Origin of the sequence: Zhenhengia sp., assembly GCF_046966505.1 — a bacterium.
Lineage (GTDB): Bacteria > Bacillota > Clostridia > Lachnospirales > Cellulosilyticaceae > Zhenhengia > Zhenhengia yiwuensis.
In genome coordinates this window covers 12,989-37,040 of sequence record NZ_JBKVCH010000006.1, presented here as the reverse complement: position 1 = coordinate 37,040, position 24,052 = coordinate 12,989, and the positions used below count along the sequence as shown (strand labels likewise).

The 24,052-nt window shown below is 35.7% G+C and carries 21 protein-coding genes; 6 read left to right on the top strand and 15 right to left on the bottom strand.

What is annotated here, in order from left to right:
* Window positions 1-90 precede the first annotated feature (90 nt).
* From ACLTBU_RS08430 to typA, 7 genes are all read right to left on the bottom strand, one after another.
* Window positions 91-825, bottom strand: a complete 735-nt coding sequence (locus tag ACLTBU_RS08430; protein WP_177671508.1) for a uracil-DNA glycosylase family protein — start codon at window positions 823-825, stop codon at window positions 91-93.
* Entirely contained in the window at window positions 809-1,651 is an 843-nt protein-coding gene (locus tag ACLTBU_RS08425) for a 4Fe-4S binding protein (protein ID WP_412218533.1), read from the bottom strand. The genes ACLTBU_RS08430 and ACLTBU_RS08425 overlap by 17 nt, the downstream gene beginning before the upstream one ends.
* Before the next feature lie 149 nt (window positions 1,652-1,800).
* Window positions 1,801-2,733, bottom strand: coding sequence for an ABC transporter permease (locus ACLTBU_RS08420; protein ID WP_412218532.1), 933 nt, complete (start codon window positions 2,731-2,733; stop codon window positions 1,801-1,803).
* Window positions 2,734-3,789 carry an ABC transporter permease gene (locus tag ACLTBU_RS08415; protein WP_412218531.1) on the bottom strand — a complete coding sequence of 352 codons (1,056 nt, stop codon included), beginning with the start codon at window positions 3,787-3,789 and terminating at the stop codon, window positions 2,734-2,736.
* Window positions 3,779-5,290 (bottom strand): ABC transporter ATP-binding protein, encoded by a 1,512-nt coding sequence (locus ACLTBU_RS08410; protein ID WP_412218529.1) that lies wholly within the window; start codon window positions 5,288-5,290, stop codon window positions 3,779-3,781. The genes ACLTBU_RS08415 and ACLTBU_RS08410 overlap by 11 nt, the downstream gene beginning before the upstream one ends.
* 22 nt (window positions 5,291-5,312) lie before the next feature.
* Window positions 5,313-6,455 carry a BMP family ABC transporter substrate-binding protein gene (locus ACLTBU_RS08405; protein WP_412218527.1) on the bottom strand — a complete coding sequence of 381 codons (1,143 nt, stop codon included), beginning with the start codon at window positions 6,453-6,455 and terminating at the stop codon, window positions 5,313-5,315.
* Between the two features lie 175 nt (window positions 6,456-6,630).
* Window positions 6,631-8,442: a translational GTPase TypA gene (typA, locus tag ACLTBU_RS08400; protein ID WP_177671514.1), complete on the bottom strand. Its 1,812-nt coding sequence runs from the start codon at window positions 8,440-8,442 to the stop codon at window positions 6,631-6,633.
* Between the two features lie 259 nt (window positions 8,443-8,701).
* On the opposite strand from typA, the gene ACLTBU_RS08395 reads away from it, so the two are divergent.
* The gene (locus tag ACLTBU_RS08395; RefSeq protein WP_320651584.1) at window positions 8,702-10,033 is read left to right on the top strand and encodes an APC family permease; all 1,332 of its coding nucleotides are present in this window, start codon (window positions 8,702-8,704) and stop codon (window positions 10,031-10,033) included.
* A gap of 49 nt (window positions 10,034-10,082) precedes the next feature.
* On the opposite strand, the gene ACLTBU_RS08390 is transcribed toward ACLTBU_RS08395, so the two are convergent.
* The 5 genes from ACLTBU_RS08390 to ACLTBU_RS08370 form a co-directional block, all read right to left on the bottom strand.
* On the bottom strand, window positions 10,083-10,256 hold the full coding sequence (locus ACLTBU_RS08390) for a DUF362 domain-containing protein (RefSeq protein WP_177671516.1): 174 nt from the start codon (window positions 10,254-10,256) through the stop codon (window positions 10,083-10,085).
* Window positions 10,257-10,400: 144 nt separating this feature from the next.
* Window positions 10,401-12,635, bottom strand: coding sequence for a DNA topoisomerase (locus ACLTBU_RS08385; protein WP_412218526.1), 2,235 nt, complete (start codon window positions 12,633-12,635; stop codon window positions 10,401-10,403).
* 138 nt (window positions 12,636-12,773) lie between these two features.
* Window positions 12,774-13,046, bottom strand: a complete 273-nt coding sequence (locus ACLTBU_RS08380) for a hypothetical protein (protein ID WP_412181531.1) — start codon at window positions 13,044-13,046, stop codon at window positions 12,774-12,776.
* A gap of 139 nt (window positions 13,047-13,185) precedes the next feature.
* Complete coding sequence (gene metA, locus ACLTBU_RS08375; RefSeq protein WP_177671519.1) at window positions 13,186-14,100, bottom strand: homoserine O-acetyltransferase MetA; 915 nt, start codon at window positions 14,098-14,100, stop codon at window positions 13,186-13,188.
* 12 nt (window positions 14,101-14,112) lie between these two features.
* The gene (locus ACLTBU_RS08370) at window positions 14,113-14,907 is read right to left on the bottom strand and encodes a GTP pyrophosphokinase family protein (RefSeq protein WP_177671520.1); all 795 of its coding nucleotides are present in this window, start codon (window positions 14,905-14,907) and stop codon (window positions 14,113-14,115) included.
* A gap of 148 nt (window positions 14,908-15,055) precedes the next feature.
* On the opposite strand from ACLTBU_RS08370, the gene spoVB reads away from it, so the two are divergent.
* The gene (gene spoVB / locus ACLTBU_RS08365; RefSeq protein WP_177671521.1) at window positions 15,056-16,579 is read left to right on the top strand and encodes a stage V sporulation protein B; all 1,524 of its coding nucleotides are present in this window, start codon (window positions 15,056-15,058) and stop codon (window positions 16,577-16,579) included.
* On the opposite strand, the gene ACLTBU_RS08360 is transcribed toward spoVB, so the two are convergent.
* Window positions 16,572-17,894, bottom strand: coding sequence for a replication-associated recombination protein A (locus ACLTBU_RS08360; protein WP_177671522.1), 1,323 nt, complete (start codon window positions 17,892-17,894; stop codon window positions 16,572-16,574). The genes spoVB and ACLTBU_RS08360 overlap by 8 nt on opposite strands.
* Before the next feature lie 106 nt (window positions 17,895-18,000).
* Here ACLTBU_RS08360 and ACLTBU_RS08355 point away from each other — a divergent pair, with 106 nt between their 5' ends.
* The 3 genes from ACLTBU_RS08355 to ACLTBU_RS08345 all read left to right on the top strand — a co-directional run bounded on the left by ACLTBU_RS08355 (window position 18,001) and on the right by ACLTBU_RS08345 (window position 21,239).
* A complete protein-coding gene (locus ACLTBU_RS08355) occupies window positions 18,001-18,687 on the top strand; it encodes a TrmB family transcriptional regulator (RefSeq protein ID WP_177671523.1) in 687 nt (228 codons plus the stop codon).
* Window positions 18,688-18,697: 10 nt separating this feature from the next.
* The gene (lysA, locus tag ACLTBU_RS08350; RefSeq protein WP_177671524.1) at window positions 18,698-19,954 is read left to right on the top strand and encodes a diaminopimelate decarboxylase; all 1,257 of its coding nucleotides are present in this window, start codon (window positions 18,698-18,700) and stop codon (window positions 19,952-19,954) included.
* A 118-nt stretch (window positions 19,955-20,072) separates the two neighbouring features.
* Window positions 20,073-21,239 (top strand): THUMP domain-containing class I SAM-dependent RNA methyltransferase, encoded by a 1,167-nt coding sequence (locus tag ACLTBU_RS08345; RefSeq protein ID WP_177671525.1) that lies wholly within the window; start codon window positions 20,073-20,075, stop codon window positions 21,237-21,239.
* 67 nt (window positions 21,240-21,306) lie between these two features.
* Here ACLTBU_RS08345 and ACLTBU_RS08340 read toward each other — a convergent pair whose 3' ends face one another.
* Both ACLTBU_RS08340 and ACLTBU_RS08335 read right to left on the bottom strand, forming a co-directional pair.
* Complete coding sequence (locus ACLTBU_RS08340; protein WP_177671526.1) at window positions 21,307-22,698, bottom strand: ATP-binding protein; 1,392 nt, start codon at window positions 22,696-22,698, stop codon at window positions 21,307-21,309.
* Window positions 22,699-22,701: 3 nt separating this feature from the next.
* Window positions 22,702-23,406: a winged helix-turn-helix domain-containing protein gene (locus ACLTBU_RS08335; RefSeq protein WP_177671527.1), complete on the bottom strand. Its 705-nt coding sequence runs from the start codon at window positions 23,404-23,406 to the stop codon at window positions 22,702-22,704.
* A gap of 153 nt (window positions 23,407-23,559) precedes the next feature.
* Here ACLTBU_RS08335 and ACLTBU_RS08330 point away from each other — a divergent pair, with 153 nt between their 5' ends.
* Window positions 23,560-23,994, top strand: coding sequence for a hypothetical protein (locus ACLTBU_RS08330; protein WP_177671528.1), 435 nt, complete (start codon window positions 23,560-23,562; stop codon window positions 23,992-23,994).
* The last annotated feature ends 58 nt before the right edge of the window (window positions 23,995-24,052 follow it).

The window sequence follows — 24,052 nt, the reverse complement described above, 5'->3', positions numbered from 1 at the left end:
TAACAGTTATTACTATAACATAATTCTAAACTTAAGTTCAAGAATTATTTAAGTACATAAAAAGAGTAGAATGTTATTCTCATTCTACTCTTAGAAATTCTTTTTATTAATTTTCTTTATCATCTCAGCTTTATGATTTGCAAACTGTTCATATCTATGTGCATTAGCTCCAGAAGGGTGTGGAAAACCTAGTAGACAATTTTCTTCTTTAAGCTTACCTTCATTGATAAGCAGTTTAAGTATTTCCTCTACACTTTTACCTAATGGAATAATAAGTGCATCCTTAAGTAAGTCTACCTGTGGATAAAAGAAAGTTTCTACATACTTTCTAAGTAGATCACTTTTAAGAAGCGGTGGCTGATGACCTGTATAGTTTTTCCCTTTTACAAAAGCTGCAAAAGGAATCATAGAAGTTGTATGCAAAAGGTCATCCCTTTCTTCAAATAACGCTGCTGCATGCTCTATCCCAAGCTTATTAGCTAAACCTAGTTCATCTAGCATACTTATAATATTTTTTCTCAGTGAACCTTCAAAACGTGCCTCCCTTTTACATAAATAAGGCATAGCTTCTAAAGGTACATTCTCCTCTATACATAGCCTTGCAGCAGCAATAGATTTATTCATTTGGTTAAATCCTGGTGTAATACCAACAATAAACACTTTTGCACATTCATTAATATGCTGATTATGTGTACAGTAATATAAAGCTATCTGTTCTTGCTCTTCAATCAATAATTCTGGAATCATTAATTCTTCTTTTTTATAAGAAGCTTTTAACGGTAATCCTTTTATAGTATCATAATAATCTTTAATTAAATATGGCATGTTCTACCTCTGCTTGTCCAATACGTTCAATAACTTCTGCAAAACGTTCTGTTGGATTGGCTACCATTTTATAATAAGCTAATACTTTTTCTGTAATATCCATAATCTCATCTTCTTTACATGTTTTATGGTAAGGTGTTGCAAGTCTAGAGCGTCTACCTAGTCTTCCCCCTAAGAAGATTAAAAATTCTACTTCCTCTTGATGAAGTGCTTCTGCTGGACATACTGGTATACACTTGCCACATCTTGAGCATTTCTCTTCATCAAGCAATAATGTCCCCTCATCCACTGTAAAAGCTTTATCCGGGCATACTCTTATACACTTTTGGCATAAAATGCAGCTAGCTTCATCTAACTGAATCTTACGCACCGCTAAAAAGGCTAAATCATTTCCTTGGGCTTTTCCATAGCTATTTGGACACCCGAGTATACTTATCTTAAACTTGCCTGGGAGCTGACGCATCAAAAATCTATCTTCCATTTCTCCTGCAAGCTTATTGGTATCTACAAGCCCATGCTTACAAACTGTTCCCTTGCAAGTTAAGATAGCACGTACACTTGGGCCACCTCCACCTATCCTTAAGTTTCTCTCCTTACAAAATTTTAATACTTCTTCTAAGGATTCTTCTTTAATATATGGAATTTCTAAAGTTAATCTACTCGTTAATCCCATCTTACCATTACCGTACTTATGTGCTAGATCTGCTAAATGCTGCATCTCATTTGCATCAAAATATCCTGCTCTACTTAAAAAACGCAGTACAAAATAACCTTCTTGCTTTTGTGCTATAATTCCTTTAGCCTTTAATTCATTTAAGTCTAACATCTTATCCCCTCTTTCAAATCTATTCTCTACGTTCTTTCACACAGGTCAACATTATACAATAATTGATACGCCCATTCAAGTTGCATTATATACCATCCTTCCCGAATCTTTACACAAAAAAAGCTACCGTAGTAGCTTTTAGTTCTTATTTAACGATCTTCTCTAAAATATGCTTCCCCTAAAGCCTTTGGTCCCTTGCTTGCTCCACCTGTACGAATAGACCCTATAACAAGGAAAATAATAGTCATAAGATAAGGTAACATATCTACAAAATATTGATTGATTTGAATGCCCGCTGCTTGAAGTCTAAGTCCAAGTATATCCAGTGCTCCAAATAGAATAGCCCCAAAAATAGCTTTAACAGGGTTCCATCCAATAAAAATAACAAGCGCTACGGCTATCCACCCTTTACCTGCCGTAATATTTTGTTGCCAAGATGGTACATATACAAGTGATAAAAAAGCACCGCTTAACCCACAAAGCATACCACCTAGGACAATATTAATATATTTATAAAGTGCAACAGGAATACCCGCTGCATCGGCCGCACCTGGATTTTCACCTATCATACGTGCATTAAGTCCTACTTTTGTTACGACATAGTACAGCATAAGTATAACAGCTATACCATAGCCTAAATACACAAATAGACTTTGATTAAAGAATGCTCCTCCTATAATAGGGATATTTGATAAAACTGGAATAGCTATAGGAGCAAAAAATGTTTTTACACTTTCTGGCACAATTTGCCCTACAAAAGATTGCCCTACAAAGTTAGTAAACCCTGTTCCAAACATAGTAAGCGCCAAACCGGTTACAACCTGATTAGCACGAAGAGATACAGTCAGCACTGCATAAATAAGTGCCCCTACCCCACCGGCTGCCATCGCTGATAGAAGTGCTAAATAAGGATTCTGTGTCTGTACGCTTGTTATAAAGCCCATCACTGCTCCCATAACCATCATCCCCTCTACCCCAAGGTTAAGATGACCTACTTTTTCGCTCATAATACCACCTAATGTGGCAAAAAGAAGGGGCATACCTGCAATAACTGCTGCTGTTAAAAAGGATTCAATATTCATCTATGCTGCCTCCTTTACATGAACTTTATAATTGATAAAGAATTGACTTCCTAATATACAGAAAAGAATAATGCCTTGGATAACCTCTGCTGCTGCTTGAGGAATCTGATACACAGTTTGAATATAACTTGCTCCTTGAGTCAGGATGGCAAAAAGAATAGAAACAACTACCATCCATGGTGTCTTAAGATTAGATAGCCATGCAATAATAATTGCTGTATAACCTACACCTGCTGTTAAATCCATTGTTAAAGTGTTATTCACTGCCGATGCCTGAATCATACCTGTTAATCCACAAATTGCACCGCTCATCATCATAGCAATGAGGATAATTTTCCTTACATTCATCCCAGCATACTTAGCAGTATTTTCACTTTCACCTAATACTTGAATTTCATAACCTATTTTAGTGTGATTAATAAAGTAGTAAATCACTACCACTAAAATAAGTGCGATGAGCCACCCAATATGTACGCCAAAAAGTTTTGGTAAAATAGCATTATCTGTGAAATTAGCAATTTTCGGGAATCCCATAGCATTAGGGTCTTTCCAAGGACCATATTGCAAGAATACTACCCATTTTAAAGCAATATAGTTCATCATAAGTGTTACAATGGTTTCATTTGTATTAAATTTAGCTTTAAGTATAGCAGGAATAAGGGCCCAGATACCACCACCAATAGCACTTAATAAAATCATAGTCGGTAATAAAACAATAGCTGGTAAATTTTTAAAATATAGTGCTGCAAAAGTTGCAAAGCAACCGCCCATTAAAATTTGTCCTTCTGCACCAATATTCCAGAATTTCATTCTGAAAGCAATCCCAATCCCTACTGCTGTCACAACAAGTGGAATTGCAGTAATAATAGTCTGTTTGATACGATGAGAAGTACCTAAACATCCTTCAAGCATAGAGTAATACACATTAAGTGGATTATGTCCCATGACTGCAATAATCACACTTGTAATAATCATAGCAAGTCCAATAGCTACAAGCGTACAAAGCACTTTTTTCTTATTTGATGGATTTGATGCCTTTGTTACCCTAATTTGCATATGTTTTACCTCCCATCATCATCCCAATTTCTTCTTTTGTAGTATTTCGTGCTTCTACAACACCAGTTACCTTTCCACCACACATAACCATAATACGGTCACTTAGCTGTAAAAGTACATCTAGATCCTCACCTACAAACATAACAGCTACACCTTTAGCTTTTTGCTCACTAATAAGTTCATAAATCTGGTGAGTTGCACCAACATCTAAACCTCGTACAGCATAAGCTGTAATAAGTACTTTAGGGTTAGCTTCAATCTCTCTTCCTAATAAAATCTTTTGGATATTTCCACCTGAAAGCATTTTAACAGGATGGAATATGCTTGGTGTCTTAACACTTAATTTCTCTACTAGCTCTTCGGCCTTTGCTTTAACACTGTTTTTATTAAGAAAGAAACCTGTTTGTGTATGATATTCTTTTAAAAGCAAATTATCTACCATATCCATTGAACCTACAAGTCCCATACCTAATCTATCCTCCGGGACGAAGCTCATGGCAATACCTTTTTTATGTATTTCTCTAGGCTTTTCACCTGTAATATTTTGTCCTTCATAAATAAGTTCACCTTGTGCCAGTGGGTAAAGACCTACTAATGCTTCACACAGTTCTTTCTGCCCACTTCCTGCTACACCTGCTATCCCAAGAATCTCACCACTGCGAAGGGCAACAGATACATCATCTAGCATTTTTATACCTTCTTTATTCATAGCAGTTAAGTGGTTGGCCTCATATATAACCTTTGTATTTTGTGGTACTTGTCTCGTAATACTTAATTCTGTTTCTGAACCTACCATAAGCTCTGTTAAATGTTTGGGATTTGTATCTTTGATCTCTACAGTGGTTATTGTAGTCCCTTTACGTAGGACTGTTACACGGTCACAAAGTGCCATAACTTCATGAAGTTTATGTGTAATAATAATAACTGCACAGCCTTCTTCTTTCATACGGCGTACAATATCAAAAAGTACCTCTACCTCTTGTGGTGTGAGTACTGCAGTTGGTTCATCTAAAATAAGTATGTCACAGCCTTTATAAATAACTTTTATAATTTCAAGCATTTGCTTTTCACTAACAGACATATCCATGACCTTTTTATCAAGATCTAAGGATAGATTATATTTCTTACAAAGTGCTTTAATCTCATCCAATTCTTTATTTCCTTTAGTAAAAAAGCTCTTATTGCTTCCTGCAATAATATTTTCTTTAGCTGTAAAGCTATCTACTAATTTAAAATGTTGATGAACCATCCCTATTCCATAACTAATGGCATGCTTTGGAGAGGTAAAATGTACTTTTTCCGAATGCACAAAAATAGAACCGCTATCAGGACTATAAATTCCTGATAGCATGTTCATAAGTGTACTTTTACCTGCGCCGTTTTCTCCAAGTAGGGCATGAATCTCACCTTTATTTAATAAAAGGTCAACATTCTCATTGGCAGTAACCGGACCAAACCTTTTTGTAATCTTCTCTAGTTTTACCACTACTGAATGTTCCATAAACAACGCTCCTATTCAATTTTTATTGGTTGATTTCCCCAATAACATTATCTACAAACCAGTCACATGAAAGTTGTTCTTCATCACTAAGCTCACTACCTTCTGCAACTCTTTCATTACCTGCTTGATCTACAATTGGTCCTTGGAATGCTTTAAGTGTACCTTCAAGCATTTGTGCTTTTGCTGCATCAACCACTTCTTTAGCCTCTGCAGATGCATTAGCTGTAAGTGGAGATACATCTACAACACCAGCTTCAATACCTTCCCAATAGCTTTCAGCTGTGTATGTACCATCCATTACAGATTGAATAGCTTCTATATAATATGGGCCCCAATTCCAAACAGCACTTGTAAGATTAGCATTTGGTGCTACAGCACTCATATCAGCATGGTAACCAATTGACCAAACGCCTTTTTCCTCAGCAGCTTGTTGTGCACCGGCTGCATTTTGATGCTGTGCAAGTACGTCACATCCACCATCTATTAAAGCAGAGCCTGCTTCTTTTTCCTTTGCAGGATCATACCAAGCATTTGTCCATGAAACTTTAACTGTAGCTTCTGGATTAACTGCTTTTACACCAAGAGCGAAAGCATTAATACCACGTACAACTTCTGGAAGTGGCATAGCTGCTACATAACCAATTTGGTTTGTTTTAGTTTGAAGACCTGCTACTAATCCTGATAAGTATCTAGCATCTTCAATTTTACCAAAGTAGTTAGACATATTTTCTGCTGTTTTATAACCTGAACAATGGAAGAATGTTACTTCTGGAAACTCTTTTGCTAACTTCTCAATATAATCCATATATCCAAATGATGCTGCAAAGATAACATTACATCCTTGATCAATCATATCTCTTGCTACTTTTTCAACTTCTTGAGTTTCTGGCACCGATTCTTTATAAAGTGTTTCAATACCAAGTGCAGCTTCTGCTGCAAGACGGCCTTCATTATGAGATTGTGACCAACCGCCATCGGCTACTGGTCCCATAAAAATGAAGCCTGCTTTTACATTCTTTTCATTGTTCTGTGTTGCTACTACTTCATTACTTGGTTTTCCCTCTGTAGTTCCACCACTTTGTGCGCATCCTGTTAAAGCAAAAGTAAGTGCTAATGTAAGTGCTAATGTAAGTGCTAGTGCTTTTTTTAAACCTCTTTTAAACATCTTCTTATCCCCTTCTATTATTCCTAACATTTTTTATTTTTTTTAAATAAATGTTCGATTTTGTACCCTCATTATAATACCTAACATTTTTAAATTCAAGTAAATTTTTTATTTATTTCTATTTTAACTGATAAAATAACAAAAAAAGAGCAGCCTAAGCTGCTCATTTTCTATATTACATTTTATTAGCTCTTCTTCTATCGCCTTCGTTTAAAATACGTTTACGTAAACGAATAGCATCCGGTGTCACTTCTACTAATTCATCATCTTCAATAAATTCTAAAGCTTCCTCTAAGCTAAATACTTTTGGAGGTGTAAGTTTAACGGCATCATCAGATCCTGAAGCACGTGTATTGGTAAGTTTTTTGTTTTTACATGCATTAACAGTCATATCTTCTCTTCTTGAGTTCATACCAATAATCATACCTTCATATACTTCTGTTGCTGGTGGTACGAATAAAATTCCACGGTCTTCAAGATTGTTAAGTGCATAAGCCATAGTTGTACCTGGCTCTTGTGCAATAAGCGCACCATTTGCTCTTCTTGGAAGCTCACCAACGTATTCTGTGTAACCTTCAATACGTCTAACAAGTGTTGCTTCACCACGAGAATCTGTAATAAGTTCACTTCTGAATCCTAAAAGACCACGTGTTGTACAGAGGTACTCAATGCGTACATAACCATTTTCTGGTTCCATACTTTGCATCATACCTTTACGCATATTAAGATTAGCAATAGCTGCACCTGAATATTGTTCTGGAAGTGTAATAATAACACGTTCAACTGGTTCTACAAGTTTGCCATTTTCATCACGGTGCATAATAACTTCTGGTTTAGATACACCAAGTTCATAACCTTCACGACGCATGTTTTCAATAAGGATAGATAAGTGAAGTTCACCACGGCCTGATACTTTGTATCCGTCTGTTGTATCCATTGCCTCTACTTTAAGACCAACGTTAACTTCAAGTTCTTTTTCTAAACGATCTTTAATATGTCTTGTTGTAACGAATTTACCACTCTTACCAGCAAATGGTGAGTTGTTAACAAGGAAATTCATAGAAAGTGTTGGATCTTCAATTGTAATTGGCTCCATAGGTTCTACTTTACCCATTTCCCCTACAGTTTCACCAATAGAAATATCTGTAATACCTGCAATTACTGCAATATCCCCACTTGATACTTCTTCAATTGGAACTTGTTTAAGACCTTCATAAGTCATAAGTTTGGCAATACGGCCTGTTCTAAGTTTACCATCATTATCTGAAATTTGGATAGTTTGTCCGTCTCTTACTGTACCTTTATACACACGGCCTATACCAAGACGTCCAATAAAGTTATCATAACCTAATGCACTAATTTGCATTTGAAGTGGTGCATCATCCTCTTTTGGATATTCACCAACTTGTTTTACGATTGTTTCAAGAAGTGGCTCAATGTTGTCTGATGGTGTATCAAGATCATATTGCATAATACCTTGTTTACCAATACCGTAAAGAATTGGGAAGTCAAGCTGTTCATCATTAGCATTAAGATCTACGAATAAGTCGAATGTCATATCTACTACTTCTTCTGCACGGTGGTTTGGTTTATCAATCTTATTAATAACAAGAATTGGTTTTAATCCTTGTTCTAAGGATTTTTGAAGAACAAAACGTGTTTGTGGCATTGGTCCTTCAATAGAGTCTACTAAAAGAATAACTGTATCTACTGTACGGATAACACGTTCTACTTCTGATGAGAAGTCACTATGTCCTGGAGTATCTACAATATTGATTTTATAGTCTTTATATCTAATAGAACAGTTTTTAGAGTAGATTGTAATCCCTCTTTCACGCTCAAGAGAGTTGCTGTCCATTACACAGTCTACTACTTCTTGGTTTGCTCTAAATACACCACTTTGATTTAAAAAGGCATCTACAAGTGTAGATTTACCCGCATCAACGTGGGCAATTACTGCTATATTAATTATTTTATCATGATTCATCTATTTTCCTCATTTCTGCATGTTTATACGCATCTTATCACAACTTAATATTGTATCATCCTAAGTTTATTTCCTCAACATGTAACATCTTACTATTTTTTTTATATTCCCCTTGTTTTTTTAGCACTTTTTAAGTAATAAAGAATTATTTTCAACTTTAAGACATTATGGTATACTACTGCTTATTCATATTTTCCTATCTTTCCTTATAAGATCGGACTTGTAACGTATGACTAAAATAAAAAGAAAGAGGTTTTTTATGAAAAAGACAGAATATGGCTTATTTACAACAATTGGTATGATTGTTGGGATCGTAATTGGTTCTGGTATTTTCTTTCGCAGTGATAATATCCTAATTGCCACTGGAGGAAGTATTAGCCTTGGGATACTAGTATTTTGCCTCGCTGCGATCAGTATTATTTTTGGAAGTCTTACCATTTCTGAACTTGCTACTCGTAGTACGAAAACAGGTGGTATTATCGCTTATGCCGAAGATACTTGTAACAACTACATAGCTTGCGCTTTTGGTTGGTTCCATACCTTTTTATATTACCCTACACTTATTTGTGTTGTTTCTTGGGTAATCGGTATTTACTCTTCTTTACTATTTGGTATTGAAGCAACTCTTATTACACAAGTTCTTATTGGATTTGTTATTATGTGTATACTTTTTATTTGTAATATACTTTCAGCAAAACTTGGAGGATATTTCCAAAATCTTGCTACAGTAATTAAACTTTTACCACTATTCATTATTGGTATTGCAGGAATTGTAGCAGGGGACCCTACTCATATTACACCTAGCCAGGCTCCCGTTGTGGAATCTGCTGGTTGGATTGCTGCCATTACTCCTATTGCTTTTGCCTTTGACGGATGGATTATTGCAACATCTTTAGGTCATGAAATTAAAGATGCTAAAAAGAATTTAAAGATTGCGCTTATTTTTGCACCACTTTTCATTCTTGTAATTTATTTACTCTACTTCGTAGGAATCAGCATGTATGTAGGTCCTGAAACAGTTATGAGTATGGGAGATGCTCACGTTGATGCTGCTGCACTTAAACTTCTTGGACCTCTTGGTTCTAAAGTGATTTTAATCTTTGTTATTATCTCTGTTATGGGTACTGTAAACGGTCTTATTATGGGACTTTTACGTCTTCCTTATTCACTTAGTTTAAGAGGCATGTTCCCTCGTTCAGAACAAATCAGTAAAACACGTGAAGGATTAAGTTTTTCTTTATCTGGTGCTTTAGTTGCCTTTATCTTATGTGTATTCTGGATGTTTATACATTACTTTACACAAAAATATAATATCCTTCAGAACTCAGATGTATCTGAAATTGCTATTACAATTAACTACGTACTTTATATTATACTTTATCTTAAGGTTTTCCAAATGGGTCAAAAAGGCGAAATCCAAGGTTTCTGGAGAGGTAAGATGAATCCAATACTTGCAATCTGCGGTTCCCTTATGATTCTTATTGGAAGTATGGGTAACAGTAACTTCTGGATTTATGCTGCCTTCTGCGCTTTACTTCTTGTAGCAGCTGCAGCCTTCTGGCACTATAAAGGCAAAAAATTTAATGCTTAACTATAAAAAAGGGCTTTCACTAAGTGAAAGCCCTTTTTTATTTATATGTTTATGCTTCTGGGTTTGGAGCACCTACTGGACAAACAGATGCACATGCACCACATTCGATACAGCAATCTGCGTCGATTACGTATAAACCATCACCTTCAGAAATACATCCAACTGGACATTCTGCTTCACAAGCTCCACAGCTAATGCAATCATCACTAATACGGTATGCCATCGCTAAAACACCTCCATGTTTTCTCTTTAAAATAAAATAAGATAAATTAACACTTGTCTAAATGCTAATTTATCTTAATCATACTATCACTTTCTATTTAATGTCAAGATTTTTCCAGTTTAAAGAATTATTCTCAATTGCTATCTATTCAGGCTTTCTAAACTTCCAGTCACCCAATCCTTTGTCCTGATTAAAAGTATAAGTTACAATAGCATCAAACTTGGTACCATTCTTAGTTTTCAACCCTTTAATAGTACCTTCCCCCTTTTTGAGAAGCTGTTTAACAAGCGTTTTAGTTGTTTTCTTTCCATAACGACCTAATGCTTCATCTGCTTTCCAGATTACAAACTTACAGCCTTGCTTATAACCCATACATCCAAAACCTTTTGTTCCTTCTATCACATCACTGCCACATAATGGGCACTTACCTAATACTTCTTTTTTACCTACTGTAGTAGTCTTTTCAGCAGTAGACTGCTTCTTAGTAGATGCTTTAGCCTTAGGCACACTAGCAGGCACAAAAGCCTCTTTTGTATATTGGATAGGTGCTGCTTTCTGTCCTTTAATCGTATCTACGCCTCCTACTACAAAGCGAATAATATGATTCATAAAGGTATCTTTTTTCACTGTACCCTTTTCAATATCAGCTAAAGTTTTTTCGAGTCTTCCTGTATACTCTAAGTCCATGAGTTCCTTAATGGGCAATGTTTCTATAAGCTTTTTACCTTTTTCTGTGCACCTAATATTTTTCTTCTGCATAATTGTATAGCCTGTGTAACATAACTTCTTAATAGTCTCTGCTCTTGTTGCTGGTGTACCAATACTAAACCCACTTAAGATGGCATCCATAAGTTCATTATCTTCGCCCTCTTCTTGGCTTTTCTCTTCTTTAAACTGCTTACCGCAAGTTTCCATAGCACGTAAAAGTGTTTTTTCTGTATAAGCTTTTGGAGGCGTCGTAGCATGGGATGTAATGTCTACTTTTTCAATAGTTACTGGTATTCCCTCTATAAGATCTGGTAAAATAGCATCTTTTGCATTATCATTTTCAATCTTCTTCCAACCTAAGATTTTCTGTACTTTCCCTTTAGAGATAAAAGCACCTTCTACATCTTCTACAGTTGTTGTAAATACAGTTTCCTCAACTATAGATACTGGCATAAACTGCATTAAGAAGCGGTTGCGTACAGCTTCATACACCAGTTGCTCATCCCTCCCTAGGCCACTTGGCTTCATATAAGTTGGGATAATAGCACTATGGCTTTCTACCTTTTTACTATTGAAGACACGAGGACTTTTACGGAATACCAATTCTTCTTCATAAGGCAAGCCTTGTTTAAGACTAAATAATACTTTCTTGGCTTTATCTACTAAACTTTCATCCAGCACGCTACTAGCTGTTCTAGGATAAGTAATATACTTTTTCTCATAAAGACTTTGAGCAATCTTAAGTACCTTATCTGATGTAAAGCCTGTATATTTACTTGTAATATGCCCTTGTAGTGCAGATAAGTTAAATAGAACAGGTGGGTATTCATTTTTTTCTGTCACTTCTTTTTGAGCAAGTACCCCCCTTTTATCTTGAAGCTTACTTCGAATCAGCTTTAAATCTTCTTCTTTTTCAAACTTATCCTTCTTATCTAATGTATAAGTACCCTCATAATTACCCTCGCCATACCCGAAAGTCCCCGTCAGTTTAAAATAAGGCTCTGGATTAAAGTTTAGGATTTCCATATCTCTATCATAAATCATTTTAAGGGTAGGAAGCAGTACACGCCCTATATTAAAGAGTTCACCCTTTCCTGATTTATATTTCAGTGTCGCTACAGAAGTTAAATTAATCCCAATAAGCCAATCTGCATGCTGACGGCTAATCCCTGCATCTTGAAGTGGCTGCATAGATCTATTATCAACTACCTTTTCAAGCCCTTTTTTAACTTCATCCTCGGTCCATTCATTCAGCAAAATACGATATACTGGCTTTTTCACTTTCAGGTAGTTTAATATACTATCACCTATTATCTGACCTTCTCTATCATAGTCTGTTGCAGAGATAACGCCATCTACATCATCTCTAGCAATCAAGTCTTTGATACACTTAAGCTGTTTTTTAGCTCCTGAATCTACTTTTTTACGTCCTTGGTCCATCTTTACTTTATATTTGAACTGTTCTGGAATAAAAGGAAAGTATTCCATACGCCAGATTTTCATTTTTTCATCATAGTCTTTTGCATCGTAAAGTTCTAGAAGATGCCCAAAAGCCCATGTAATTAAATAGCTTTCTCCCTCAAAATATCCATCTTTTCGTCCTTTAATGTGCAGTGCATCCGCAATATTTTTAGCGACAGATGGTTTCTCTGCAATAATTACTTTTTTCACGTTTAGGCTGCCCTCCTATTTCTTATTGTCATAAGTATTATAGCATATCCCAAACTTTTAAATCTAAACATTTACTGGATTTATACTATAAACCAATTTAAAAAGCTAGCAATGTAATCACTGCTAGCTTTCCCGTCATTATTGTTTATCTTCTACTTCTTCAGAGTCTTCAACTTTGTCTTCTACATCAAAATTTTTGATTGCAACGTATTCTACATCATCATCTTCGCCATAAAGGTCGTCTTCTAATTCATCTTCTAAATCATCATCAAAATACTCGTAGTATTCTTCAATGTACTCATCATTTCTTGATTTTAACCATAGCACAACACCTACTAATGCTGTCACAACTGCAAGAATAATTCCGAGCCATAATCCTTTATTTGATTTATCTTTTTTTCCACAACACATACGTTTCTTGACCTCCTTGACTCTCTTTTTTAATTTACGTGTATTCACTGCTTCATCTCCTTATCACACAGTAAAAACCAATCTTATAATGTATTATAACAATTTTCAAATCGTATAACAACTCTATATTTAGCAATGTTTACCTTATTTCCTTCAAATTATACGGAGTTACCTGATACACATAATAGTTTAACCAGTTTGAAAAAAGAATATAAGCGTGTGAACGCCAATTTACACAAACTCCTTTTTCCATATTATTCTGGATGAAGTAATTTTGAGGCATTTCTATAGGTAGATTTTTTGCTAAATCTCTTTTGTACTCATTACCAAGTGTATAAGGGTCGTACTCGGCATGCCCTGTTGCAAAAATATGTTTACCATCTTTCGAAATCATAAGTGCTGGACCTGCTTCTTTAGAATCTAATAGCATGACTAAATCATTACAAGCCTTCACCTCTTGTCTCGAAATTTCTGTATGCCTAGAATGAGGTATAGACACCTTATCATCTAATCCATAGAGGAGTGGTGCATTATTTATTCTAGTATGTTCAAAAATACCAAATCTTTTCTTCTTCAACAATTCTTTGTGTATGCCATAATGGTAGTAAAGGCCTGCCTGAGCCCCCCAGCAAATATGGAAGGTGGATGTTACATTTGTATTAGTCCACTCCATAATTTCTGTAAGTTCTTCCCAATAGGTCACTTCTTCAAAAGGCATCTGCTCAACAGGTGCACCTGTAATAATCATTCCATCAAATTTTTCTTCTCTTACTTCTTCAAATGTTTTATAAAAAGTATTTAAGTATTCACTTGAAGTATTTTTAGACTCATGAGTTGCTGGTCTTAAAAGTGTAATATCAATTTGAAGTGGTGTATTTCCTAGCAATCTTAAAAGCTGTACTTCAGTATCTTGTTTAACTGGCATAAGGTTCAAAAGTGCAATTTTAAGCTCTCTTATATCTTGTCTAATAGCACATTCCTCATCCATAATAAAAATATTTTCTTTCTGCAAAACCTGAGCTGCTGGTAATTGATTTGGTACCCTAATTGGCAAAATTGTCTCCCCCTACATTTGATAAACTTGACGAATCTTATCTTCAAGCTCTTTATTAAACTGGTTAAGTTTATCCACATTCCCTTCTTCCCAAAGGCTCCAAAACATTTCATAAATGTCATTCATCTCTTCTTGTTCATTTGTTTTAGCAAGCGCTTGCACATTTCCAAAAATATCTGCAACCACATTAGATTCCGCTTGAAAACCTTGCTGTGACTTCAGCACTTCTTCGCGAATTTCAGCCATTTCTTGGTCTAAAAGGTGAGCTGCTTCTGCTGCTTTATTAAGACGTTCTTGTATATGTTCTGGCATATTTTGCTTATATTTGTATCTAAGAGAGTGCTCAATAGTTGCCCAGAAGTTCATAGCTAATGTACGAATCTGAATTTCTGCAAATACAAGCTTTTCACCCTGAGCGGTCTGGACAGGATATTTTATAATAATATGATAACTTCTATAACCACTTGGTTTTAAATTATTAATATAATCTCTCTCTTCTACCACATACATATCATGTCTAGAACGAATGATTTCTCTTACTTTATAAATATCTTCTACAAACTGGCACATAATGCGGATTCCCGCAATATCTTCCATTTTCTCTTCAACTTGGTCAAGTGGAATACTCTTCTTCTTCGCTTTTTCTAGTATACTTGAAATCTTTTTAACACGGCCTGTTACAAATTCAATTGGAGAATATTCATCTAAATTAATGTACTCATTTCTCATGCCTTTAAATTTGATTTTGAGCTCTTCTACAGCTTGTGTATATGGTGTTAAAATCTTTTTCCAATTGTTCATTTCCATCGGCTTCACCATCCTTTTGCCTAAACTCATCCTATTTATTATACCCTATTTGTGCAATTGGACTCAACTTAAAATTGTTACTTTCATATTTTACATACTTGTCTCATAAATTGTACTAGTTATGTATTTTATATAGAGGAGGCATTTCATGGGTAAAAAAGCACTGATTACTGGAACCATTGTTCTCACTTTAACAAGCTTTGTGACCAAAATCCTTGGTTTTATTTTTAGAATTTATATGTCCAATATTATGGGCGCCGAGGGTGTTGGTCTCTATCAACTCGTTTTTCCTATTTACATGTTGATTTGGTCTATTTCTTCTGCCGGAATTTCTCTTGCTGTCTCAAAAAAGGTTGCTGAGCATACAGCAAGAGGCAAACATGCTGATGGCATACGCACGCTAAAGTCTGCCCTCATTATTTCTGTTGGACTTGCTTCTATTATGTCTATTTTTATTTTTATTATGGCTCCATGGGTAGCGAACAGCTATATCAAAGAACCTCGCACTGAACTTGCCCTCAAGTATTTATGTGTCTGTGTTCCTTTTATGGCTACTGCTTGCTGTATCCGCGGCTACTTCCAAGGTAGGCAAGAAATGGCAGTCTCTGGCCTTGCCCAAGTTATTGAGCAAATTGCACGTATGACTATTATCTTCCTATTTTCCAGCCTATTTATTCCAAAAGGTATTGAATATGCCTGTGCACTGGGTGCATTAGGCTTATGTGCGGGTGAATTTTGTTCAGCTTTATTTACTTTTATCATGCTTCAGATTAAAAAGCATCATTTACCACGTACTAAAGCCACCATCTCTTACCACAGCATGCTTGGTACACTCATTACTATTTCTCTCCCTATTACAGCTAATCGATTTCTAACTTCTGCTTTAAGCTCACTTGAAAATATCTTAATTCCTATTGAGCTTCAAAAATATGGTATGTCTTCTAGTGATGCCCTTGGCATGTATGGTATGTTCAGTGGTATGGCCCTGCCTCTACTCTTTTTTCCTTCTATGGTTACAATGGCTATTTCTACTGCTTTAGTCCCTTCTATTTCAGAGTCTGTTGCTATGAAAAATACGCGTGTCCTTCATAAAACAGTAAGTAAGTCTATTCAATATTCTGCTGTTATTGGTATAGGCGCCTGTGCACTCTTTATGACACTTGGTAACGAGATTGCCATAGCATGCTACGGACGTAGTGAAGTCGGACAACTGCTTAGATACTTAGCCATTATATGTCCTTTTGTTTATCTAAGAGATATTCTAACGGGCATGTTGAATGGTCTAGGTCTTCAAAAATTAACCTTTAAAGGAAATAGTATTGCCTCTGTCATCTGTATTATGCTTATTGTCATACTCGTTCCTAAATTTGGTATAGTCGGCTTTGTCATTGCTATGCTGATACAGTCTAGTCTTGTAACCTGCTACCATATGTGGCATGCACTTAGACATATTAATTTATCTGTAGATATTCTAAGCTGGATCATTAAGCCTACCTTTGCAGCTGTATCTGGCTCCATTATTATGAAATATATCCATACACACTATTTAATGAATATATTCTCTTTAAGAGCAGCTACACTTATTGCAATATTTGCCCTAGGCGTCTTCTATCTTGTATTCTTATTCCTCTTTAAATCTATTACCAAAGAGGATGTTAAACAGTTTATATAGAAACACCTCGTTCTGTTAACCTTACTTTCTGCTTATGTTCATAGCCTTCTTCTGTAAGATGGCAATACACTGTTCCACGAAGTGCCTCTGGCAAGTAATCCTGTTGTACATAATGATGCGGATAATCATGAGGATAACGATACTCTATGCCTCTTCCTAAATCTTTAGCTCCACTATAATGAGCATCTTTAAGATGAAGGGGTACCATTCCAATATCCTTATGTCTTACATCATTAATCGCCGCATCAATCCCTAAATAACAAGCATTACTCTTTGGAGCGCAAGCCACATATACTGCGGCTTGCGCTAAAATTATACGTGATTCAGGCATCCCAATACGTTCAGCCGCTAGCATAGCATTGGTTGCTACAATTAAAGCCATAGGATCTGCATTTCCTACATCTTCACTTGCACAAATCGTAATACGACGTGCAATAAATTTAGGATCCTCTCCTGCTTCTATCATACGCGCTAAGTAGTGTAGGGTTGCATCTTTGTCGCTCCCCCTCATACTTTTAATAAAAGCCGAGATGACATCATAATGGTTATCCCCTTTTTTATCATAATTCAGCATACGCTTTTGCATACACTCTTCCATAACAGATACATCTATATGAATAAGTCCATCTTCAGATCTTTCAGTGGTCATAGCTGCTAACTCTATAGCATTTAATGCACTTCTTGCATCTCCTCCGCTTCTTAAAGCGATAAAGTCTAATGCTTCCTCAGTTACCTTGCACTGATAGGCGCCTAAACCTCTTTCCTTACTTTCTACTGCATCTTTTATAATCTTCCTTATAGCCTTTTCATCTAAGGGTCTAAGTTCAAAAATAAGCGACCTAGAGATAAGAGCCCTATTCACTTCAAAATAAGGATTTTCTGTAGTTGCCCCAATTAAAATAATGGTGCCATCTTCTGTATAAGGAAGGAGTGCATCTTGCTGAGCTTTATTAAATCTATGAATCTCGTCTACAAAAATAATAGTTTTGTTTCCCGTCATAGCTTGATGAATTTTAGCCTCTTTCACTGCATCTGTAATATCTTGCTTACCACTTGTTGTGGCATTAAGCACAGTAAAGCTTGCCTTAGTGGTATTGGCAATAACTTTAGCAATAGTTGTCTTCCCTGTTCCTGGAGGCCCATAAAAAATTAAAGATTGAAGCTTGTCTGCCTTAATAGCACGATAAAGCAGTTTCCCTGGTGATAAAATATGCTCTTGTCCCGCGATATCTTCAAGCTTTGTAGGCCTCATGCGTGATGCTAGAGGAGAATCTATATTTTTTTTACTTTCGTTTATATAATCAAATAAATCCATTTGCACACCTCTTCTCTTTCAAAATTCTATTATACCATAAACATTATTGACTTTTCTAAAACTTTATTTTATAGTAGTTCTAAACAAAACTACTAAAGGTGATACCATGCATTTTGAAGAAGCACTTATAAAACTAGGTTTAACCCCTATCGAAGCAACACTTTATACAACTCTTTGCAAACACGGTGCCCTTACGGGCTATGAAGTAGCCAAGTTATGTGGCATATCTCGTTCTAATGTCTATGCCTCGCTGTACAGTTTGCAAGATAAAGGAAAATGCTATCTATTAGACGAAGAACCTAACAAATATATTGCAGTTTCTAAGGAAGATCTACTTTTATCTGCTAAGAGGGATTTTGACGAAGTTTATCAAACTTTAAATACTCATTATCCAGAAAGCTATAAAAACTCAGATCCTTATATTACAATTAAAGGCTATGATAATGTTGTAAATAAAATTAGAAATACGCTTTTAAGCTGCAAATCTCATCTTTATATTTTAAGCACATCTGAGATTCTTGAAACATTTAAAGACATTTTATCTGATATTAGTACAACAAAAAAAGTCACCATTATCTCCGATTCACATTTAATAATAGGGGAGGCATTTATTCACACAAGAAGCAAAGCTCCAATAGGCTTTCATATGATTGTGGATACTGCTTGTGTGATTACAGGGGATTTAACAAATGAAGCATCTCAGTGCCTTTTTACAAGTAATCAATCACTTGTACGCCTTATGCGCGAATCCTTAATTACAGAATTAGAAATGATCAGGCTTATGAATCAATAGGAGGGGTACTATGTACACATTACACGGAATTTATACAGAAAACACATCTTTTTTCAAAGGAAATGACCCATTCGACTTAATAACGGAATACGGCTCACCTCTTTATGTCTATAATGAAGAGATTTTACGTACACGCTGCAGAGAAATCAAAAATTTAGTTACGTATGAGAACTTTGTTCCTCATTACTCTATTAAGTCTAATACCAACATCCACTTACTTAAAATTGTACACGAAGAAGGCCTTCATGCTGATGTTATGAGTCCAGGAGAAATTTACCTTGCACTTGAAAGCGGATTTACACCTGAAGAACTCTTTTATATTCCAAACAATGCTACACCTTGTGACATGCGTTATGCTATAGAAAGAGGTATTTTAACAAGTGTGGATTCACTTTCTCAACTTGAAATGTACGGTACACTTAATCCTGGTGGCAAAGTAGCAATCCGTTTCAATCCAGGTATTGGTGCAGGCCATCATGAAAAAGTTGTAACAGCAGGTAAAAAGACTAAATTCGGTGTTAATCCAGAGGATATTGATAAAGTTAATCTACTCCTAGAAAAATATAACTTAACTCTTATTGGTATTAATCAACACATTGGCTCTTTATTTATGAATGCTGAACCTTATATTCAAAGTACAAGCTTCATTTTAGAATTTGCAAAACAATTTGATAGCCTTGAATTTATTGACTTAGGTGGTGGTTTTGGTATTCCTTATCATAAGCAAGAGGGCGAAGCAAGACTTGACATGCAAGCACTTGGTACGAAACTCGATGAAGTCCTTCATTCTTTTGCCGCTGATTATGGCAAAAAAATTCAATTTCAAATTGAACCTGGGCGCTACATTCCTTGTGAGAGTGGTATCGTTCTAGGTACTGTTACAAGTCTAAAATCTAACGGTGGTATACATTATATGGGTACAGATATTGGGTTCAACGTTCTTCAGCGCCCTATTATGTACGGCTCCCATCATGATATCGAACTTTACAGCCAAGACTCACTTCCTTCTCATACACTTACACCATTTACTGTAGTAGGTAATATTTGTGAAAGTGGTGATATTCTTGCTAAAGATCGCGTGCTTCCTACACCACATATAGGCGATTTAATAGGTATAATGGATTCAGGTGCATATGGTTTTTGCATGTCTTCTTCTTATAACCAACGTCCACGTTGCGCCGAAGTACTTATTGAGTCTACAGGTGCTATTAGGCTCATTCGCAAACGCGAAACCTTTGAAGACCTTATTCGCAATATGCTTGTCTAAATAAAAGCGTAGCTTATAAATAGCTACGCTTTTCCATTTGCATAGCGCTCTTCTCCTATACAATTCTTATAACTTATAGTACAATACCTATGTTAAAAACCTATAAAAGGAGATTTTTATGAAAACTTTTGACCTTATTGCCACTTCAACTTTTGGCATTGAATCTGTCGTTAGACATGAAGTTGAAGAACTTGGCTATGAAATAAATGAAGTTGCTGATGGCAAAATCACTTATACAGGAGATATTGAAGCCATCGTTCTTTCTAACTTATGGCTACGCAGTGCCGATCGTGTACTCCTTAAAATGGGTGAATTTGAAGCTAAAACTTTTGAAACACTCTTTAATGAAGTTGCTGCTCTTCCATGGGAAGAATGGATTACAAAAGATGCTAAATTCACTGTAAACGGTAAATCTGTTAAGTCTGCTTTATTCAGTATTTCTGACTGTCAGGCTATTGTAAAAAAAGCCATCGTTACACGCCTTCAAAAAGTGTATGGCATTGAATGGTTCGAAGAAACTGGTCCAGCCTATACTGTACAAGTTTCTCTTCTTAAAGATATTGCTACACTTACTATTGATACAACAGGTAGTGAGGGCCTTCATAAACGTGGCTACCGTGTAAGTAATGTAGAAGCACCTATTAAAGAAACACTTGCTGCTGCACTTTTACAAATTAGCTACTGGCAAAAAGGCCGTATCCTTTATGATCCATGCTGTGGTAGTGGTACCTTTGCTATTGAAGCTGCTATGATGGCTAAAAATATCGCTCCAGGACTTAACCGCTCATTCGCTTCTTGTGCATGGCCTCAAGTGCCTCGTAAACTTTGGCAAGAGCTTCGTGAGGAAGCACGCGAACAGATAGATCAAAAAGGAAGCCCTATCATTTATGCTTCTGATATTAATCGTAATGCTATTTTATCAGCACGTGAGAATGCAGAAGCAGCTGGGGTAGGCGAGTATATTCAGTTCTTTGCTAAACCAATTCATAAAACTTCTCTTCCTCATGGGGATTATGGCGTTGTCATCTGTAATCCACCATACGGAGAGCGTATTAGTGATACAAAAGAACTTCCTCGTCTTCATAAAGATTTACGTACCCTTATTGATAGCAACGAAACTTGGTCTTTCTACTCTGTGACTTCAGCTCCTGAATTTGAACGTGACTTCGGCAAGAAAGCTAACAAAAAACGTAAACTCTTCAATGGACGTATCCCAGTTCAGTTCTATCAATACTTTGGACCACGCCCACCAAAAGGCGGCGAAAACTTCAAGGCAGTAGAATAAATGCCTTAAAGAATTTAATATAAAAAGCTGTAGTCAAAAGTTTCTTTGACTACAGCTTTTTATATTTCTAATTCTTTTTAAAGGTAATGGTAAAGGTTGTCCCTACATGCTCTGTACTTTCTACCTTTATAGTCCCTTTGTAAAGTTCTACAATATGCTTTACGATAGATAACCCTAAGCCTGTTCCTCCACTTTTTCTAGACCGGCTCTTATCTACCCTATAAAACCTTTCAAAAATACGCCCTAAGCTTTCTTTAGGCATGCCTATTCCTGTATCTTGAATAGAGATCACGTACTCATCATTTCTACACTCTGTAGTAATAGTTACAGTACCTGTATCTGTATATTTGAGAGCATTACTAAGCATATTCATCATAACCTGTTTCATATAATCTGCACTGGCATGCTCAAACACAATATCATGTGTATGATTAAAAATAATTTCTATTTGTTTCTTATCTGCCTCTTGCTGAAGTATTGCGATCACCTCTTCTACAATAGGTGTAAGTTCTATACGCATGCCATAATTATTTTCCATATTTTCAATTTCCGAGAGCAATAAAATATCCTGTATTAAGCGATAAAGTCTTTTAGCTTCAATATCTATAATATCTAAAAACCTAAGGGCTATATCTCTATTATCAATAGCACCATCTTTTAACGTCTCTACAAAGCCTTGTATACTTGTAAGCGGTGTCTTAAGTTCATGGGTTACATTACTTACAAATTGATAACGTAGTTCTTCAAGCTGTCTTGTCTGTGTAATATCTCTTACTGAAATAATAAAGCCATAATGCTTATCACCTTTACTAATCGGAGCTATACGAAAGTGTAAAATCTTTTCATCTCTTAAAATTTCACAGGAGTTATACTGTTTCTGTTTCAAGGCAACCTCTATCATCTGACGTATTTTAGTATCTCTTAATACAGTACCAATATGGTAACGTTTAATATCTTCAACTTTTAAAATGCCTTGTACACTGGCATTAACCTCCGTAATGTAGCCTTCCTCATCTAAAATGATGATGGCTTCATCTAAATCATTTAGTATTGTTTCTGCTTTTGTTTTCTGATATTGTAGCTTTCTAATCGTTCGGTAAAGCTTTTCACCCATATCATCAAACGCTTGTGCTAAAGTTTGCACTTCTTCCACTTCATAATTTTTTACATTATGAATGTATTCTCCTCTTGCAAAAGCCTTAGCTTCTTCTGTAAGCTTTTTAATAGGTTCTGTAATAGCACGAGTTGTCTTACCTATAAAGATATAAAGAATAAAAGTAGCAATGAGAGCAATACCTGTACTTTTATAAATCATATCAATCTCAAGCTGAGTAATAACAGTCTGACTTGCCTTATTATGAACAGCTAATTTTTCAAGCATCATATATCCCATGCTCATATAAGCTATAGCCATCCCCCATAAAACAACTAATGCAGGTCCCATAATGGTCTTTCTCATGGTTTACTCCTTCTCAAAACGGTAGCCTACACCACGTACTGTCTCAATGCATTCCTCTAAGCCATATTGACTGAGCTTTGACCTTAAGTACCTAATATGTACATCTACTGTACGTGTTTCACCTACATACTCATAACCCCATATACGGTCTAAGAGTACTTCCCTTGTCATAACACGACCTTTGTTTTTCATAAGAAGCTTTAGAATTTCAAACTCCTTAAAGGTCAGCTCAATGACTTGCTCTTGGTAGCAAACACTATGACTTTCTATATCAAGCCTTAGACCTTTATGTGCATACTCTTCTGCTACTTCTTCTGCTGACTGCCCAGCTCTACCATTTCTTCTAATTACAGCATTAATTCTTGCTACGACTTCTCTTACACTAAAAGGCTTGGTGATGTAGTCATCTGCACCTAACTCAAGACCGATGATTTTATCAATTTCTTCTGCTTTTGCCGTCACCATGATAATCGGAATATTTTTAGTATGGGCATCTTGCCTGTATTTCTTTAAGGCACTCATACCATCTAAATCCGGTAGCATAATATCTAGCAGCACTAAATCAATTTTTTCATTTTTTAAAATTTCATCGGCTTCTTTAATACAAGTTGCAGTAAATACTTTAAAGCCGTTGGTTGAAAGATTATACTCCATAAGCTCTAAAATATGCTCTTCATCATCAATAATTAAAACTGCATATTTAGCCATTTTCATCCCTCCGTTCATTTTTGTTTCCATTTTATTATAATCGCAAAATGAGTATAAGTAAATTTACCAGAACCTTTTTCGTAACTTTGGATATAATAAGGTGTACAGCACAAGTTATTTTTATATTTTTTTCTATATTAAGGGGGATTATTTATGGCCAAGCTATTGACTAAACAAGAATTGACCGAACACCTTGAAAACTTTCGCTCCATTTTAGCCAATTTTGACTATAGCGCTTTAAAGAATATACGCTTCTTTAACCTAGAATCTTTATATGACTATATGGAAAATGTAGAGCACAATCCGTTTAAGGAGCAATATAGTGCTCTTCAAAATGAATTAGACTATCTACAACCTTACTTGCCCTTTGTATCCTCAGAACGTGCAGCAGCTTTTTTAACAGCCATGTCTCATGCTAAAAACGACGAAGAGATTGTAGAAATAAAAAAAGACTTTACTACAAAGCTACGCCAAGATTTTATCAACCTAGCACGCACTACAACTACAGACTCACAATGGAATTCTATTCTAGCTACTTGTGAAGAAATTAGATCACATAAAGAAGAAATGACCCTTGCCACATATTAAATAATGGTTATAATAAAAAACAAGGCATAGCCTTGTTTTTTATTATAACCCAAGAAAG